This is a genomic window from Polaribacter sp. (assembly GCF_051251875.1).
Lineage (GTDB): Bacteria > Bacteroidota > Bacteroidia > Flavobacteriales > Flavobacteriaceae > Polaribacter.
This window is the reverse complement of the sequence record NZ_JBPOGL010000001.1, coordinates 83,825-100,588: the sequence shown is the minus strand read 5'-3', so window position 1 is coordinate 100,588 and position 16,764 is coordinate 83,825. Positions and strand designations below refer to the sequence as shown.

Here is a 16,764-nt window from a genome sequence, read left to right as displayed (position 1 = left end):
AGCTATTTTTATTACTATATATTTTAGTGAAATTATTTTTTTATAGAAAGCAATTTCTTTTGATATCTTCCTTGTACAACATCAACAATTATTAAAATTGCAAGTACAAAATAGAAGGTTGTTTTACTCATTGGTACAATTTCTTCACCAAAAAGTTTTAAATGTGCTAAATGTCCGCCTTCTGTCACTAGCATAATTCCAACAATAAAAAGTATAAATAAACCAAGCACTTCATACATTCTGTTTTTTGATAAGAAAGTTGAAATTTTATCAGCCATAAAAAGCATTAATATACCACTTATTACAATTGCAATTGCCATCACTATAAACGCTGTGGTTGCACTTTCTATTTCACTTGTAAGCCCAATTGCAGCTAAAATAGAATCAAAAGAGAAAACCAAATTCATTATTACAATACTCGTAATAACGGCATTGGCAGATTTTGTGCTTTTATCTGTAGCCATTTCAGAAACCTCAAGACCTTTAGTAGAAATCATGTGCCAGATTTCTTTAATAGCGGTATAAATAATAAATCCACCACCTAACAATACAATAATACTATGACCGTTAAAAGCAAAATGAATTACATCTTTTATTCCTCCGGATAAAAAAGAAAAAGGTTCTTGAAAAAAATCGATAATAGAAACAAGAACAAAAAGTAAAATAATTCTTAATACAATGGCAATTAAGATTCCTACTTTTCTTACTCTTTTTTGAGCAGTTTCTGGTGCTTTTTTTGATTCTAAAGAAATATATAATAAGTTGTCGAAACCTAGAACGGCTTGCAATAATACTAACATTAATAAGGTAAAAAGAATTCCTAACATTTTTTATTTTTTTTAATTGATTGTTTCAAAGATATTTCGATTGAGTCTAATACACAATATTATTTATCAAAGTTTTAGGTTTTTTTATGCTTATTGAATTGCTATATAAAAAGATATTTCCATAAAATTCGAATACTAACTACGGCAATTAAAACAGCTGTTGCTTTTTTAAGTTGTATAGGCGTAAAGTAAGTATTGCTCATTCTACTACCAATTTGCCCACCAATAAAAACGGTAACCAATAAAATAGAAGTTAAATTCCAATCAATTATAAAATCAGGATTTGAATATTGTCCTAATAAACCAGCAAAAGAATTTACCAGAATAAAAAAGCTAGCCGTTGCTGCAATTTTTTTAGGCGTGTCCCAATTTGTAAGATGCAGAAGTGGCGCTAAAAAGATGCCACCACCAATGCCTACCATTCCAGATATAAAGCCTATAATACCACCAAAACTAGCATTTTTAAGAGGTTTAGAATTACTATTTTTTTCATCCGAAGCAATAATTTTTTTAGAAATCCACATGGTTACTGCAGCAAATAATAAGGTAAGCCCTAATAGAATAAAAAATAAATGCTGACTTATTTTTAATTTTCCACCTAAAAAAGCAAACGGAATACTAAATAAAATAAGTGGAATTACTTTTTTCCAATCAATTTTTTTTTGATGATAAAACAAAAACACGTTTCCGGATACCACAACAATATTACACAATAAAGCAGTTGCTCTTATTTGTGTAAACACGATACCTGTTAAAGCTAAAATAGCTAAATAGCTAGAGCCACCACCAAAACCAACAGAAGAATATAAAATTGCTACTGTAAAGAATAGTACTATAATGTGCCAATACGTAAAAAAAGAATCTATGAGCAAGTTGTAAATTTAATATTTTGGTAGCATTTTTTAACTACGATAAAATTAAATAAAGGTAGCATAAATATTAATGACAAATTAAGAATTTATAGACTTCTTAAATTGTTGAGGAGTCATTAATTCCATTTTTTTAAATTGTCTGTTAAAGTAACTGGTATTATTAAAACCAGATTTAAAAGCAATTTCAGACATTCTAAAATCTGTAGACTCTTTTATTAATTTCTTAGAAAATTTTATTTTTTCAGAATTTAAAAAATCAATAGGAGAAATGCCTAAAGTGTTTTTAAATTTTTTATGAAAATGAGACGCACTCATGTGTGCTTTTTTAGCCAAAAGATCTACATTAATATCTTTGTTTGTTAAGTTTTCTTTAATGTACTTAATAACCATTCCTATTCTTGTATCACTAAAAATTTTATTGGTGTCATTTAATAAAATAAATTTTGCTTTGGTTTGCAATAATCTTACAATAAGTTCTTGAATCATTAAATCTAACAAAACATCTTTAGAAGTATTGTTGTTGGTAAACGTGTATGTTAAACGCTTTATAAGTTGATTAACATCGCTATTATTTGTTAAATGGTTAGAGTTTTTATCTAAGGTCCAAGTGTTGTTTTTATTTTCAATGGCTACATGATGGTTGAATTTATCTACAACTTCAGTAATTTTTGTTCCATCTATACCCAAGGCTAAACATTGTGTTGGGTTGTTTTTTTTTGCCAAAGGAAAATCAATAATCATTTCTTTATTTCTTGGCATTACTACAGATTCTCCAGGAAAAAAATCAAAAGAAGGCATTCCTTCTATGTACATAATTTTTTTACCCGTAAGCATACTTGCAATAATAGGAAAATCGAATTTTAAAGATACCTTTTCTGCGTATTGATGCGTTTCATAGATATTCAATTCAGCATAATCTGCATTATAGGTAGTTCTATTTTCTACTAAAGTTGTTAGTTTTCTATGTTTTTTATGTTGATTTAATAAATGACTCATAATTATAGCGATAAAAAAAATAAAGTAAGAGTTGTAAAGGAATAATAGAATTGTTCAACAATATAATAAATATGTTCAATTTATAGTGAATATAATAAAATAACTTTACAAAAAATGATAATAAGATATTATAACATGTCAAATGTTAAAGATATCTTAATTATATAATTTTATTTAATAGTTTTAATCAATACAAAAACAACTAATTTATGAGTTATTCTAAGCCAAAGTTTAAAGAAAAATATGCCAATTTTATCAACGGAAAATTTGTAGCTCCAATAGGAGGACAGTATTTTGATAATACATCACCAATAGATAACAGTTTTATAGCAAAATATCCACGTTCTCAAAAAGAAGATATAGAATTGGCTTTAGATGCAGCCAATGCAGCAAAAGAAGCTTGGGGAAATACTTCTGCCACAGAAAGAGCCACCCTATTAAATAAAGTAGCGGATATAATTGAAGCCAATTTAGAAGAATTTGCTTTGGTAGAAACCTGTGATAATGGAAAACCAATAAGAGAAACGTTAAATGCAGACATTCCGTTAGCTGTAGATCATTGGCGTTATTTTGCAGCTTGTATTCGTTCGGAAGAAGGAAGTGCAACAGAGTTAGATCAGCATACTTTATCTATGAATATTAAAGAACCATTAGGGGTTGTAGGTCAAATTATACCTTGGAACTTTCCGTTGTTAATGTTGTCTTGGAAATTGCCACCGGCTTTGGTAACCGGTAATTGTGTGGTTTTAAAACCTGCAGAACAAACACCATCTTCGGCAACTTTATTAATGGAAAAAATTGCAGATGTTTTTCCTCCAGGAGTTGTAAATATTGTGCACGGTTTTGGTCCGGAAGCAGGAAAACCTTTAGCTTCAAGTGCAAAAGTAGATAAAGTTGCTTTTACGGGAGAAACCACAACAGGGCAGTTAATTATGCAATATGCTTCTAAAAACTTAAATCCTGTTACAATGGAATTGGGTGGTAAATCGCCAAATATTTTCTTTAATTCTGTTATGGATGCAGATGATGCTTATTTAGATAAAGCTATTGAAGGTGCCGTTTTATTTGCATTTAATCAAGGAGAAGTTTGTACGTGTCCTTCCAGAATTTTAGTGCAAGAAGATATTTATGATGCATTTATGGAGCGTGTTGTTGAGAGAACAAATGCTATTATTCAAGACAATCCTTACGATGTAAATACCATGGTTGGCGCACAGGCTTCTAATGATCAATATCAAAAAATACAATCGTATTTTAAAATTGGCACAGACGAAGGTGCAAAAGTTTTAACAGGTGGTGGTGTTAATAAATTAGAAGGAGATTTAGCGAATGGATTCTATATTCAACCAACAATATTAGAAGGACATAATAAAATGCGAGTCTTTCAAGAAGAAATTTTTGGACCCGTAGCTTGTGTTACAAAGTTTAAAGATGAAGCAGAAGCTTTAGAAATTGCAAATGATACTCTTTATGGACTTGGAGCTGGTGTTTGGACGCGAGATGCACATCAATTGTATCAAATTCCGCGTGCAATAAAAGCGGGGAGAGTTTGGGTAAATTGTTATCATGCCTATCCTGCACATGCACCTTTCGGTGGATATAAAAAGTCTGGTTTTGGTAGAGAAAACCATGTGATGATGTTAAACTATTATCGTCAAACCAAAAATATGCTAATCTCTTATGATAAAAATAAATTAGGGTTCTTTTAGTAGTCAGATATTAACTTTAAAGACTGAATTATTAAGTTGATTCAGTCTTTTTAATACCAAAAATTATGGAAAGAGTAGCAATTACAGAAAAGGCATCTAAAATTTTAGAGCAATTAAAAGAAAAATATGGCGAATTAATTTTTCATCAAAGTGGAGGTTGTTGTGATGGTTCTGCTCCTATGATTTTAGAAAAAGAAGACATGTATTTAGATGAAAGCGACATTCTTTTAGGAACCTTAAACGAAGTAAATTTCTATATGAATCAGGATCAATTTGAGTATTGGAAACACACTCATTTAACTGTAGATATTACTGAAGGAAGAGGTGCAAGTTTCTCACTAGAAATTCCTTTAGGTCTTCGGTTCTTTATTCATTCTAGGTTGTTTACTAAAGAGGAAACAATTTTTTTTGGTGATTAGTGTAATTTGCCCATAATTTTTATTTTAATAATTTAAGCTTTAAATATTAGTGTTATTCACTTTTTTAAAGCTTTTTTTATTGGTAATTATTTATTTTTTAACAAATTAACTAAATATTTATTGCTAAATTAGTATATTTATGCTAAATTAATATATATGACTATAGATTTATGTCCAAATTGCAGTTCAGATACTTACATTAAAAGTGGTATTGTTAATAATAGGCAGCGCTATAAATGTAAAAAATGCAATTACTTTTTTACAGTTAATAAGATTGGTAAGAAGATAGATGATTATTATGTAAACAAATCTTTACAGCTATATTTAGAAGGGTTAACCTACAGAGAGATAGAGCGTATTTTAGGAGTCTCTCATGTAAGTATTATGAATTGGGTAAAAAAATACAACATAAAAAGACCTTATAATTCTAAATACCATTCTACTTATAAAATTTTAAATGCTAAAGAACTAGGTGTTTATTTTAGTAATTCAGAAAATATAAAGGGTGCTGGCGTTGTAGTTACTGAGTTAGGAGATAAGTTTATGCTTATCAAATGGGAGCGTTTTAAAGATTAGTATATCTAATTACCAAATAAATATAGTATGTTTTTGTTAATTAATTGTTTTTACGAGTTTAGCAGTGCACACAAAATCAATTATTTACTAGCTAAACAACTAAATTTATGAAAAAACAAAAATTTCTATTACTAGGATTTTTACTTATTTCATTTCAGTTTCTTACTGCGCAAGGCTCTCCAGATTATAATGGAGGTCTAAAGGTGAAATTTAATGAAAACGGTAAAAAGTACCTTCGTATAATTTCTTGGGCACAAGTACAAGCATCTTATAACAACGATGCTTCTGCAACATCAAGTAAAACAAGTTTTAATTTAAGAAGAGCACGTGTAATGCTATTCTCTCAAATTTCGGATAAATTTTTAATCTTAACTCATTTTGGTCTCAATAGTTTAAACGCAGGTTCAATTTCACCTACAGGTAAAGGAGATGGTTCTCAGCTTTTTTTACACGATGCTTGGGTGCAGTATAGCTTAAATGAATCGCATACAATTGGTGCGGGTTTGCATTATTTTAATGGTATTTCTAGATTAAATAACCAAAGTACTTTAAACATGATGACGCTCGATAATAATCGTCAGTCTTGGGCTACTATTGGGTTGTCAGATCAATTTGCAAGGCATATTGGTCTTTTTATGAAAGGTAAATTTGGTAAATTACAATATAGAGTCGCTATAAATGATGCCATTACAAACGGTTTAGATGCTAGAACTGCGGTAAGCGAACAAGCCGTATATGGAGGCGTAAATTTATTGGGTACTAAAGATGCTGGAAAAACTTTTGCAGGATATTTTGAATATCATTTATTAGATGAAGAATCTAATTTTTTACCTTTTAAAGTGGGTACATACCTTGGAGGAAAGAAAGTTTTTAATATAGGAGCTGGTTTTTTCTTACATCCTAATGGTGCTGTAAAATTAGAAAGTGGCAATCCGGTAGGAGAAGATGTTTCCATTTTTGCCATAGATGTTTTTTATGATACACCTTTAGGAGATGATGGAAGTGCACTTACCGCGTATGCAACCTATCAATCTAATAATTACGGAGAAAATTATCTATACAGTGCTTACGGAACCGGAAATATGGTGTATTCTCATGTAGGTTATGTGTTTGCAGGAGATAAAACAAAAACAAGATTTCAACCATATCTTTCTTATGCTAGTAATAGTTATGATGCCAGTACAAACAATAGAAATATTTTAGGAGTTGGTATTAATGCTTTTATGAGTGGGCATAATTCCAAATTAACATTAGAGTATAAAAATCAAGATTACGGAACTTCAACAAGTGCTGTAACCTTACAAGCAATGATTTATTTATAAAAACGAACAAAATGAGTGATAAACAAAAAAACGCTTCGGCGTATTGGAAAGAGAATATTAAGTATTTAACAATACTACTTATAATTTGGTTTGTTGTATCCTTCGGATGCGGAATTTTATTCCGAGAAGCCTTAGATACAATAAGGCTTGGAGGATTTAAACTAGGTTTCTGGTTTGCCCAACAAGGATCTATTTATGTGTTCGTAATCCTAATTTTCGTCTACATAAGATTAATGAATAAATTAGATAAAAAATACGGTTTCGACGAGTAATTCTTAACTAAAACTAAAAACTAAAAACTAAAAAAAAATATTATGAGTGTACAAACTTGGACTTGGTTACTAGTAGGGATTACTTTTGCCCTTTATTTCGGAATAGCAATTTGGGCTAGAGCTGGTTCTACAAAAGAATTTTATGTTGCTGGAGGAGGCGTTTCGCCTTTGGCAAATGGTATGGCAACTGCTGCAGATTGGATGAGTGCTGCTTCTTTTATTAGTATGGCAGGTATTATTTCTTTTGCAGGTTATGACGGTTCTGTTTATTTGATGGGATGGACTGGCGGATACGTACTGTTGGCATTATTATTAGCTCCGTATTTACGTAAGTTTGGTAAATTTACGGTACCCGATTTTATTGGAGATAGATATTACTCTAACACAGCAAGAACAGTAGCGGTTATATGTGCTTTAATTGTGTCTTTTACCTATGTAGCAGGACAAATGAGAGGTGTAGGAATTGTTTTTTCACAATTTTTACAAGTAGATATTGTGTTTGGAGTTTTAATAGGTATGACGGTAGTATTGGTTTTTGCTCTTTTAGGAGGAATGAAAGGTATTACCTATACACAGGTGGCGCAATATTGTGTATTAATTTTCGCTTTTATGGTACCAGCATTTTTTATCTCACTTCAAATGACAGGAAATATCATTCCTCAAATAGGAATGGGAGGAACCGTGGAAGATGGAACTTTTCTTTTAGATAAATTAGATACTTTGCATACACAACTTGGTTTTAAAGAATATACTTCTGGCTCTAAATCTACTTGGGATGTTTTTGCAATTACTTTGGCTTTAATGGCCGGTACAGCTGGTTTACCGCATGTTATAGTTCGTTTTTTTACAGTACCTAAGGTAAAAGATGCACGTAAATCTGCTGGTTATGCATTGCTTTTAATTGCTATTTTATATACTACAGCACCAGCAATTGCAGTCTTTTCTAGAACTAATTTAATTGAAACAGTAAGCGAAAAAGAATATTCAGATATTCCTGTTTGGTTTAAAAATTGGGAAGATACTGGATTAATTTCATGGACGGATAAAAATGGAGATGGTAAAATTCAATATGTTGCAGGAAACGCATTAGATGGTAAAAAACCAGTGTACACAGAAAATAGAGGTACGTTTGGAGAAAGGTTAATTTCAAACGCAAATTTAGATGCTAAAAACGAATTGTATGTAGATAGAGATATTATGGTATTGGCAAATCCGGAAATAGCACAATTACCAAACTGGGTAATAGGGCTAGTTGCTGCAGGTGGATTAGCAGCAGCATTATCTACAGCTGCAGGATTGTTATTAGTAATTTCAACCTCTGTTTCTCATGATTTAATTAAAAAACAATTAAAACCAGATATTTCTGATAAAGGTGAATTAACAGCCGCAAGAATATCTATTTTTGTAGCAATTTTAATTGCCGGCTATTTTGGTGTTAATCCCCCAGGATTTGTAGCTGCCGTAGTTGCATTGGCTTTTGGTTTGGCAGCAGCTTCATTTTTTCCTGCAATTGTTTTAGGGATTTTTGATAAAAAAATGAACAAAGAAGGCGCAATTTCAGGAATGGTAGTAGGTATTGTATTGATGCTTTTCTATATGATGAAATTTAAACTAGACATGTTTGGTGGTGGTACACAAGAAGATTGGTGGTTTGGTACTTCTCCAGAGGGTTTTGGTACAATTGCCATGTTGGTAAATGTTGTAATTTCTGTAGTTGTTTCTAGATTAACTCAAGCACCACCAGCAGATGTACAAGAAATGGTAGAAAGTATTAGAATTCCTTCTGGAGCAGGGGAAGCTTCTAGTCACTAAGGTTAATTAAAAGCTTCTTTTTAAAATAAAATAAATTAAGATAAATAAGTTAGTTAGAAATCAGTATTACAATTTGTAGTGCTGATTTTTTTATTATTTTTAAGGATTAAACTAAATCAATGAAAAAAAGACATGAGCAGAAGTTAATTGTATTATCAATTGCGTTGTTTTTAATTTTTAATATCCCATTTGTCCTTGTTTTTAATTTTGAAGGGGCCATTTGTGGGATTCCTTTTTTTTATTTTTCAATATTTTCTATTTGGCTATTATCAATTGTAATTTCATATATCGTTTTAAATCGTCATTATGAATAGTTTAACGTTAACAGCTATTATAATTATTTATTTAGCAGTGTTGTTTTACATTGCTTTTTTTGCAGAAAAAAAACGACAAAGCAAATGGGTAAATAACCCTTACGTTTATACGTTGTCTTTGGCAGTATATTGTTCTGCTTGGACATATTATGGCAGTGTTGGTATTGCTGCTACTTCTGGTATTAGTTTTTTACCTATTTATTTAGGTCCTGTTATTGCTGCACCTCTTTGGATTATTGTACTTCGAAAAATTATTAGAATTTCTAAACAACATAAAATTTCTTCTATTGCAGATTTTATTTCTTTACGCTACGGAAACAACAGGTTTTTAGGTGCTTTAGTAACCATTGTTTGTCTTTTTGGAACATTGCCTTATATCTCTCTACAATTAAAAGCAGTTTCTGAAACATTTGAAATTATGTCTGATGAAACCAGTTATAATTCTACTTTAATTATAGACGACTCTACTTTTTACGTAGCATTATTGTTAGCTATTTTTGCTGCTTTTTTTGGTACTCAAAGCACAGATGCATCAGAAAAACATAAAGGAATTGTTGCCACAGTAGCTTTTGAATCTGTATTAAAATTGGTGTTTTTCTTTATTATTGGAGTGTACATTACATTCTACCTTTTCGATGGTACTACAGATATTTATACCAAAATTTCAAAAACAGAAAATTTTAAAGAACTTACTACTATAAGTGGATTAGAAGATGGTTTTAATTGGTTTTTTATGATTGCTTTATCTTTTATGTCTATATTTTTATTACCACGTCAGTTTCAAGTTTCGGTTTTAGAAAATAACAGAGAAAAACATTTAAAAAAAGCTATTTGGTTGTTTCCATTGTATTTATTGCTGTTTAATGTTTTCGTAATTTTTATAGCTTGGGCAGGTAAAATAACTTTTGGCACTCTTAAAAATGCAGAATACTATCCTTTATTACTTCCGTTAGAAGATGGAAAATCATTTTTAGCTACTCTTGTTTTTTTAGGAGGTTTTTCTGCAGTTATTTCTATGGTTGTAGTTTCTACGTTGGCATTATCTACAATGGTGAGTAATAACTTAATTATTCCTTATGGTTTTTTAGATAAGTTTATAAAAAACCAACCAGAACGAAATTCTAAATACATTAAAAATATTCGTCGAATTTCTATTTTTACCATTATTATTTTTGCTTATTTCTTTTATGTATCGTTTTCAAAAGAACTATCGCTATTTTCAATAGGATTAATATCTTTTGTAATCATTGCTCAATTAGCACCTTCGTTTTTTATTGGGCTATTTTGGAATCGTGGTACTTCTAGAGCAGCTATAATCGGAGTAATTATTGGATTTTTTGTTGCTATTTATACTTTGGTTTTACCGTTTACCTTACAAGCATATACCGGAACAGATAATTTTACACAATACGGATTGTTTGGTATCTCAGTTTTTAAACCTTATGCCTTATTTGGTATCGATTTTTTAAGTCCACCAGCGCATGCATTTTTCTGGAGTTTAACTTTTAATTTAATGAGTTATTTGGTGTTTTCATTAGTTTCTAAAGGAAATTATAGAGAACGTAATTATGCAGAAATGTTTGTAAATAGCAAGAGTTTTACCTCACTTCAAGAAAGTGCATTTGTTTGGAAAGGAGAAGCTTATGTTTCGGATATTAAAAATGTTTTAGTTCGTTTTTTAGGTGATGAACGTGCTACTCGTGCTCTTAAAATATTTTTTACCAAGTATAAATTACCTTCAGACACGCAATTAGGAGATGCAAGATTAATTAATTTTTCAGAAAAATTATTAACAGGAAGTATTGGTTCTGCATCTGCCAAAATATTGATTGCAAGTGTTGTAAAAGAAGAACAAATTAGTTTGGTAGAGGTATTAAAAATTTTAGAAGAATCTAAAGAGAATATCGTTAATAATAAAGTTTTGCTAGATAAATCAAATGAATTGTCTCAATTATCTTCAAAGTTAAAAGATGCCAATGAAGAATTGATTAGTAAAGACAAACAAAAAGACGAGTTTTTAGATACCGTTGCGCACGAGCTTAAAACACCAATTACCGGGATTCGTGCCGCTACAGAATTATTAATGGATGAAGAAGATGATATGCCTAAAGAAATAAAGGCACAATTTTTAAAAAATATTTTACAAGATTCAGAAAGATTAGGACGCTTAATTCATAATATTTTAGATTTCGAAAAGTTAGAAACAGGAAGATTGCATCTAGATTTAGAATATTTAGACATTCAGAAAACTATTTCTAAAGCAATTGGTAGTACTGCCCAAATTGCGGCAAAAAAAGGAGTTAAAATAGTTGTAAAAAATTTATATGCTATAAAAGTAAAATATGATGAAGATAGAATTTTACAAGTTTTAACCAATTTAATCTCTAATTCCATTAAGTTCTGTAAACCAGAAACAGGTAAAATAGAAATAGATTATAGATTAGGAAATGCTTTGGTAGAAATATCTGTAAGTGATAATGGTAAAGGAATTCCGGAAGAAGATTTTGAGTTTATTTTTGATAAATTTTATCAATCTAAACATCAAAATACCAGAAAACCACAAGGTAGCGGATTGGGGTTAGCAATTACTAAGCAAATTGTAGAAAAGCATAATGGAAAAATTTGGGCAAAAAAAGGTGTTAAAAATGGTGCAACATTTGTTTTTACCATCCCTTTTAAGTAAATTGTTTGCGTAAAGTATGAAGAAGAAAATTTTAATTGTTGATGACGAGCCAAATATTGTAATGACATTAGAATACGCGTTTAAAAAAAAAGATTTTGAAGTGTATATTGCAAGAGATGGTAGTGAAGCTTTAGAGATATTAAAACATCAAATACCTAACGTTGTATTGTTAGATATTATGATGCCAAATGTAGATGGTTATGAAACCTTACAAAAGTTAAAAAATACAGCAAGTTTAAAAGAAACCAAAGTGGTCTTTTTAACGGCAAAAAATAAAGCTTCAGATATTGAAAAAGGTTTAAAACTTGGGGCTGATAAGTATTTAACAAAACCTTTTTCAGTAAAAAAAATAGTTTCAGAAATATTGGAACTTATTATGTAAAAGATAGTCTTTATCTCTATTAAATATTGATTTTGTGTGCAAACAAACAATGTTTAATTAAAATTTAAAGACATGAAATATCAACTTAATGCGCTTACATCAGATGTACTTATATGTATTTATGTAATCAGTACACTGTATTTTAGGTTTAAGTTTGAAAATAATGGAAACATAGACCCTATACTTTCAGTAGTTTTAGGACTTTCTTTTGTGTCCATTATTTGGGCACTTATTAAACTTAAAATCTTAAATCCTAATTGGTTTGGTTTGTTTAATTCTAAAAAAGCAAAATCATGAAATACCAAAAATTTTATCAAAAAAGTATTCTAGATCCACAAGGTTTTTGGAGTAAACAAGCAAATAAATTAGATTGGTATAAAACACCAACAACAATTTTATCAAAAGACAATCACAACTATTTTCAATGGTTTGAAGATGGAGAACTTAATTTAAGTTACTTGTGTATAGACAAACATATTAAAGATGGCTTTGCAAATCAAAATGCTATTATTTATGACTCGCCAGTAACCAATACAAAACAACATATTACTTTTCATCAATTACATTACCAAGTATCTAAACTTGCTGGTGGTTTACAAGAATTAGGGTTAAAGAAAGGAGATACTTGTATTATTTATATGCCTATGATTCCGCAGGCATTGTATGCAATGTTGGCTTGTGTTAGAATAGGTGTTATTCATTCTGTTGTATTTGGTGGTTTTGCACCGCATGAGTTGGCTATTAGAATAGATGATTGTAAACCAAAAGCAATCATTACAGCTTCTAGTGGTGTAGAAATAAAGCGTATTATTCCGTATAAACCGTATGTAGATGAGGCTATAGAAAAAGCTGTTAATAAACCAGAAAAAGTTGTTGTTTTCGATAGAGAACTAGGAGTAGAAGTACCAAAGAAAAGTTACGATGTAGATTATAAGGATTTGGTTGAAAATTCGCCTTCTATAGAACCCGTTTCTGTAGCATCTACACATCCTTCTTATATTTTATATACCTCCGGAACTACAGGAACTCCAAAAGGAATTATTAGAGATACAGGTGGTTATGCAACCGCGTTAAAATTTTCTATGAAATATATTTACGGAGTAGATAAAGGAGATGTTTTTTGGGCAGCTAGTGATGTTGGTTGGGTTGTTGGGCACAGTTATATTGTGTACGCTCCTTTATTAAATAGAAATACAACCGTACTTTTTGAAGGAAAACCAATTAAAACACCAGATGCGTCTACTTTTTGGCGAGTAATTAGTGAATACAAAGTTAAAGTGATGTTTACGGCACCAACTGCTATTAGAGCAATAAAAAAAGAAGATCCTAACGGAAGAATGATTCGAAAATACGATTTATCTAGTTTAAAGTATCAGTTTTTGGCAGGAGAGCGTTGTGATGTAGCTACTTTAACTTGGACAAAAGAACACTTAAAAGTACCAGTTATAGACCATTGGTGGCAAACAGAAAGTGGTTGGCCAATGGTAGCAAATATGGTTGGGGTAGCTTTACAAGAAGTAAAACCAGGATCTGCAAGTTTTCCTGTTTGTGGTTATGATATTCAAATTTTAAATGAAGATGGAGAAGAAGTAGCGTCTAGTGTAGAGGGATTTGTTGCTATAAAATTGCCTTTACCACCAGGAACTTTAATGAATCTTTGGGGCAATCCAGAACGTTTTAGAATGGGATATTTAAATCGTTTTCCTGGATATTATTTTTCTGGTGATGGCGGCTACAAAGATGAAGATGGATATGTTTTTATTACAGGTAGAGTAGATGATATTATAAATGTTGCCGGACATAGATTGTCTACTGCAGAAATGGAAGAGGTTGTAGCTTCGCATAAAGCGGTTGCAGAATGTGCCGTTTTTGGTGTACATTGTGATATTAAAGGACAAAAACCATTAGGGTTAGTTGTTTTAAAATCTGGCGTTAATTCTAAAGAAACAGAAATACAAAAAGAAATTATACAAGATGTACGTCATGAAATTGGTGCAGTAGCATCTTTTAGAGATGTGTTAATTATAAATAGATTGCCAAAAACACGAAGTGGAAAAATTCTTCGTAAATTGTTACGCAATATTGCAGACGATCTTCAATATAATATACCATCCACAATAGATGATATTTCAATTATTAACGAAATAAAAAGCGTTTATCAGAAAAACCATATTGGAATTCATAAATAAAAAAAATATAAAGCGAACTTGTTACACTTGACATTTATTGTAAAAATGTCTTATAAAAATTAAATAAAAATATTATGAGTAATTACCACATAAAACACTTAGAAGAATACTTTAAAGTCTATAGAAAATCTATAAGAGAACCAGAAGTTTTTTGGGAAGAAATAGCGGAAGAGCATTTTTTATGGAGAAAAAAATGGGACAATGTGTTAGATTGGGATTTTTCAAAACCAGAAATTAGATGGTTTGAAGGGGCAAAATTAAATATCACAGAAAATTGTATAGATAGACATTTAGCCACAAAAGCAGACAAAACGGCTATATTGTTTGAACCTAATAACCCTAATGAACCCGCAGAGCATATTACCTATAAACAATTAGCTGAAAGAGTTAATCAATTTGCAAATGTTTTATTAGAACACGGAATTAAAAAAGGAGATAGAGTTTGTATTTATGTTCCAATGATTCCAGAATTGGCAATTTCCTTATTGGCTTGTGCAAGAATTGGCGCTATACACTCTGTTGTTTTCGCAGGTTTTTCATCAACAGCTTTGGCAACAAGAATTAACGATTCTGATTGTAAAATGGTAATTACTGCAGATGGATCTTTTAGAGGAAAAAAATCAATAGATTTAAAAGGAATTGTAGATGAGGCTTTAGAAAATTGCCCGGGAGTTAATAATGTTTTGGTTGCAAAAAGAACCCATGCAGATATTAATATGAAAGAAGGAAGAGATAAATGGTTACAACCATTATTAGACAAAGCTTCTATAGAATGTAAGCCAGAAATAATGGACGCAGAAGATCCGTTATTTATTTTATATACATCTGGTTCTACAGGTAAACCAAAAGGAATGGTACATACTACCGCTGGTTATATGGTGTATACAGCATATACTTTTAAAAATGCATTTCAATATAGAGAAAATGAAGTTTATTGGTGTACTGCAGATATTGGTTGGATTACTGGGCATTCTTATATTGTGTATGGTCCATTGGCAAACGGAGCAACTACCGTTTTGTTTGAAGGGGTACCAAGTTATCCAGATTTTGGGCGTTTTTGGAATATTATAGAAAAACACAAAATCAATCAATTTTATACAGCACCAACTGCTATTAGAGCTTTGGCAAAACACGGAACAGAATTATTAGATAAATATGATTTATCATCTTTAAAAGTTTTAGGTTCTGTAGGAGAACCAATTAATGAAGAAGCTTGGCACTGGTATAATGACAATGTTGGTAAAGGAAAAAGTCCGATTATAGATTCTTGGTGGCAAACAGAAACAGGTGGAATTATGATTACTCCAATTCCGTATGTAACACCAACAAAACCTACCTATGCAACCTTACCTTTTATTGGAATTCAGCCTGCAGTAATGGATGAAAACGGAGGAGAATTAAAAGGAAATCAAGTAGAAGGAAGACTGTGTATAAAATATCCGTGGCCAAGTATTGCACGAACTATTTGGGGAGATCATCAACGATATAAAGAGACTTATTTTTCTGCTTACAAAAACATGTATTTTACAGGAGATGGCGCTTTAAGAGATGAAGTTGGCTATTACAGAATTACCGGTAGAGTAGATGATGTAATTATTGTTTCTGGACATAATTTAGGAACTGCACCAATTGAAGATGCGATTAATGAGCATCCTGCAATTGCAGAATCTGCCATTGTTGGTTTTCCTCATGATATAAAAGGAAGTGCTTTATATGGATATATAACCCTAAAAGATGCAGGAGAATACAGAGATCATAATAATTTAGAAAAAGAAATTAATCAATTAATTACAGACAGAATTGGGCCAATTGCAAAATTAGATAAAATTCAATTTACAGCAGGATTGCCAAAAACACGTTCTGGAAAAATAATGAGACGTATTTTACGAAAAATTGCTTGTAATGAAATGGATAATTTAGGAGATACAAGTACTTTATTAAATCCTGAAATTGTACAAAGTATTATTGATAATAGAAAATAATTATGCAGGTAAATAATGAGCAATCTGAAAGTCAAATAATTCAAAAAAGAAGTTTAAATGAAGTAAAAAGTTGGATGTTAGATTTAAATGAAATTTCTAGAGAATGTAACGATATTGAAATAGAAAACCTTAAAGAAAAGAATTTAATGAGTGAGTTATCTAACATTTTGGAGAATAATAAGTTAATACAAAACATTCTTTTAGAATATAAAAATGTTTTAAATAACCCTACAGAATGTATTGATTTAGAATGTGATTTATTTTTTTACAAAAAGCATAAAAAAAACAGAAATTTATATTTAGAACATTATAACAGTTATAAAAACTTTAAAAATAATAGAACCTAATTTACCAATTGTTAAGTAACTTTTTTTTGCAGGTGGCTCCAGATTAGATTTGGAGCTGCTTT

Annotated in this window: 15 protein-coding genes; 12 read left to right on the top strand and 3 right to left on the bottom strand. The window is 30.5% G+C overall.

Annotation, left to right across the window (positions count from 1 at the left end; all coding sequences use genetic code 11):
• Window positions 1-32: 32 nt before the first annotated feature.
• The 3 genes from ACSHW5_RS00425 to ACSHW5_RS00415 all read right to left on the bottom strand — a co-directional run bounded on the left by ACSHW5_RS00425 (window position 33) and on the right by ACSHW5_RS00415 (window position 2,695).
• Window positions 33-827, bottom strand: a complete 795-nt coding sequence (locus ACSHW5_RS00425) for a TerC family protein (RefSeq protein ID WP_435674123.1) — start codon at window positions 825-827, stop codon at window positions 33-35.
• Window positions 828-928: 101 nt separating this feature from the next.
• Window positions 929-1,699 carry a sulfite exporter TauE/SafE family protein gene (locus ACSHW5_RS00420; RefSeq protein ID WP_435674122.1) on the bottom strand — a complete coding sequence of 257 codons (771 nt, stop codon included), beginning with the start codon at window positions 1,697-1,699 and terminating at the stop codon, window positions 929-931.
• Window positions 1,700-1,777: 78 nt separating this feature from the next.
• A complete protein-coding gene (locus tag ACSHW5_RS00415) occupies window positions 1,778-2,695 on the bottom strand; it encodes an AraC family transcriptional regulator (RefSeq protein ID WP_435674121.1) in 918 nt (305 codons plus the stop codon).
• Between the two features lie 209 nt (window positions 2,696-2,904).
• On the opposite strand from ACSHW5_RS00415, the gene ACSHW5_RS00410 reads away from it, so the two are divergent.
• From ACSHW5_RS00410 to ACSHW5_RS00355, 12 genes are all read left to right on the top strand, one after another.
• Window positions 2,905-4,404 (top strand): aldehyde dehydrogenase family protein, encoded by a 1,500-nt coding sequence (locus ACSHW5_RS00410; RefSeq protein WP_435674120.1) that lies wholly within the window; start codon window positions 2,905-2,907, stop codon window positions 4,402-4,404.
• A 65-nt stretch (window positions 4,405-4,469) separates the two neighbouring features.
• Window positions 4,470-4,823 (top strand): DUF779 domain-containing protein, encoded by a 354-nt coding sequence (locus ACSHW5_RS00405; RefSeq protein ID WP_435674119.1) that lies wholly within the window; start codon window positions 4,470-4,472, stop codon window positions 4,821-4,823.
• Window positions 4,824-4,979: 156 nt separating this feature from the next.
• Complete coding sequence (locus tag ACSHW5_RS00400) at window positions 4,980-5,399, top strand: transposase (protein ID WP_435674118.1); 420 nt, start codon at window positions 4,980-4,982, stop codon at window positions 5,397-5,399.
• 107 nt (window positions 5,400-5,506) lie between these two features.
• The gene (locus tag ACSHW5_RS00395; protein ID WP_435674117.1) at window positions 5,507-6,721 is read left to right on the top strand and encodes a hypothetical protein; all 1,215 of its coding nucleotides are present in this window, start codon (window positions 5,507-5,509) and stop codon (window positions 6,719-6,721) included.
• A gap of 11 nt (window positions 6,722-6,732) precedes the next feature.
• Window positions 6,733-6,993, top strand: a complete 261-nt coding sequence (locus ACSHW5_RS00390) for a DUF4212 domain-containing protein (RefSeq protein ID WP_435674116.1) — start codon at window positions 6,733-6,735, stop codon at window positions 6,991-6,993.
• A 42-nt stretch (window positions 6,994-7,035) separates the two neighbouring features.
• A complete protein-coding gene (locus ACSHW5_RS00385; RefSeq protein WP_435674115.1) occupies window positions 7,036-8,805 on the top strand; it encodes a sodium:solute symporter family protein in 1,770 nt (589 codons plus the stop codon).
• Window positions 8,806-9,111: 306 nt separating this feature from the next.
• Window positions 9,112-11,802: a sodium:solute symporter family transporter gene (locus ACSHW5_RS00380; RefSeq protein ID WP_435674114.1), complete on the top strand. Its 2,691-nt coding sequence runs from the start codon at window positions 9,112-9,114 to the stop codon at window positions 11,800-11,802.
• A 16-nt stretch (window positions 11,803-11,818) separates the two neighbouring features.
• On the top strand, window positions 11,819-12,184 hold the full coding sequence (locus ACSHW5_RS00375; protein ID WP_435674113.1) for a response regulator transcription factor: 366 nt from the start codon (window positions 11,819-11,821) through the stop codon (window positions 12,182-12,184).
• A gap of 72 nt (window positions 12,185-12,256) precedes the next feature.
• Entirely contained in the window at window positions 12,257-12,481 is a 225-nt protein-coding gene (locus ACSHW5_RS00370; protein WP_435674112.1) for a hypothetical protein, read from the top strand.
• Window positions 12,478-14,373 (top strand): acetate--CoA ligase, encoded by a 1,896-nt coding sequence (locus ACSHW5_RS00365; RefSeq protein WP_435674111.1) that lies wholly within the window; start codon window positions 12,478-12,480, stop codon window positions 14,371-14,373. The genes ACSHW5_RS00370 and ACSHW5_RS00365 overlap by 4 nt, the downstream gene beginning before the upstream one ends.
• Window positions 14,374-14,447: 74 nt before the next feature.
• Complete coding sequence (acs, locus tag ACSHW5_RS00360) at window positions 14,448-16,355, top strand: acetate--CoA ligase (protein ID WP_435674110.1); 1,908 nt, start codon at window positions 14,448-14,450, stop codon at window positions 16,353-16,355.
• Window positions 16,356-16,357: 2 nt separating this feature from the next.
• Window positions 16,358-16,702 (top strand): hypothetical protein, encoded by a 345-nt coding sequence (locus tag ACSHW5_RS00355; RefSeq protein WP_435674109.1) that lies wholly within the window; start codon window positions 16,358-16,360, stop codon window positions 16,700-16,702.
• Window positions 16,703-16,764 lie beyond the last annotated feature (62 nt).

Excerpts from the sequence above, each read along its gene's own strand:
- ACSHW5_RS00425 (WP_435674123.1), bottom strand. The coding sequence starts at position 827 with ATGTTAGGAATTCTTTTTACCTTATTAATGTTAGTATTATTGCAAGCC.
- ACSHW5_RS00415 (WP_435674121.1), bottom strand. The coding sequence starts at position 2,695 with ATGAGTCATTTATTAAATCAACATAAAAAACATAGAAAACTAACAACT.
- ACSHW5_RS00410 (WP_435674120.1), top strand. The coding sequence starts at position 2,905 with ATGAGTTATTCTAAGCCAAAGTTTAAAGAAAAATATGCCAATTTTATC.
- ACSHW5_RS00405 (WP_435674119.1), top strand. The coding sequence starts at position 4,470 with ATGGAAAGAGTAGCAATTACAGAAAAGGCATCTAAAATTTTAGAGCAA.
- ACSHW5_RS00400 (WP_435674118.1), top strand. The coding sequence starts at position 4,980 with ATGACTATAGATTTATGTCCAAATTGCAGTTCAGATACTTACATTAAA.
- ACSHW5_RS00395 (WP_435674117.1), top strand. The coding sequence starts at position 5,507 with ATGAAAAAACAAAAATTTCTATTACTAGGATTTTTACTTATTTCATTT.
- ACSHW5_RS00390 (WP_435674116.1), top strand. The coding sequence starts at position 6,733 with ATGAGTGATAAACAAAAAAACGCTTCGGCGTATTGGAAAGAGAATATT.
- ACSHW5_RS00385 (WP_435674115.1), top strand. The coding sequence starts at position 7,036 with ATGAGTGTACAAACTTGGACTTGGTTACTAGTAGGGATTACTTTTGCC.
- ACSHW5_RS00380 (WP_435674114.1), top strand. The coding sequence starts at position 9,112 with ATGAATAGTTTAACGTTAACAGCTATTATAATTATTTATTTAGCAGTG.
- ACSHW5_RS00375 (WP_435674113.1), top strand. The coding sequence starts at position 11,819 with ATGAAGAAGAAAATTTTAATTGTTGATGACGAGCCAAATATTGTAATG.
- ACSHW5_RS00370 (WP_435674112.1), top strand. The coding sequence starts at position 12,257 with ATGAAATATCAACTTAATGCGCTTACATCAGATGTACTTATATGTATT.
- ACSHW5_RS00365 (WP_435674111.1), top strand. The coding sequence starts at position 12,478 with ATGAAATACCAAAAATTTTATCAAAAAAGTATTCTAGATCCACAAGGT.
- acs (WP_435674110.1), top strand. The coding sequence starts at position 14,448 with ATGAGTAATTACCACATAAAACACTTAGAAGAATACTTTAAAGTCTAT.
- ACSHW5_RS00355 (WP_435674109.1), top strand. The coding sequence starts at position 16,358 with ATGCAGGTAAATAATGAGCAATCTGAAAGTCAAATAATTCAAAAAAGA.